This is a genomic window from Lysinibacillus sp. GbtcB16, from assembly GCF_019091145.1.
Lineage (GTDB): Bacteria > Bacillota > Bacilli > Bacillales_A > Planococcaceae > Lysinibacillus > Lysinibacillus fusiformis.
In genome coordinates this window covers 1-390 of the sequence record NZ_JAGXJV010000165.1, presented here as the reverse complement: position 1 = coordinate 390, position 390 = coordinate 1, and the positions used below count along the sequence as shown (strand labels likewise).

1 protein-coding gene is annotated in these 390 nt (G+C 31.5%); it reads left to right on the top strand.

Annotated elements, in window-relative coordinates:
* A partial coding sequence (locus KVT27_RS23845) for a Mu transposase C-terminal domain-containing protein (protein WP_217582095.1) occupies positions 1-390 on the top strand: 390 nt, incomplete at both ends.

Genomic DNA, 390 nt, shown 5'->3' with positions numbered 1-390 from the left:
AGGCAAAGCAACTGTTTCAAGAGCAGGGATTAAATTTAAAAATCTATTGTATGGTTCAAAACGAGCCATCGAAGAACAGTGGTATACAAAACTGAAAAATAAAAGTGTCAGTATTGTATATGATCCACGTCATTTAGATAGGATTTATATTCCGAACGATGATGGTTTAGATTACGAGACATGTATATTGTTAGAACCTAGTGAGCAATATAAAACGGATTTCTTAGAGGATATTGTATTTCATCAACAATTAAGAAATGAACTTGAAGAAGAGGAACGCTCAAAACAAGTACAACTAACAATTAATACAGATACTATGATGGAGCAAATCATTAAAACAGCAAAAGAGAAGAAGAAAAATACACTATACAAACCTACGAGTAAAAAAGA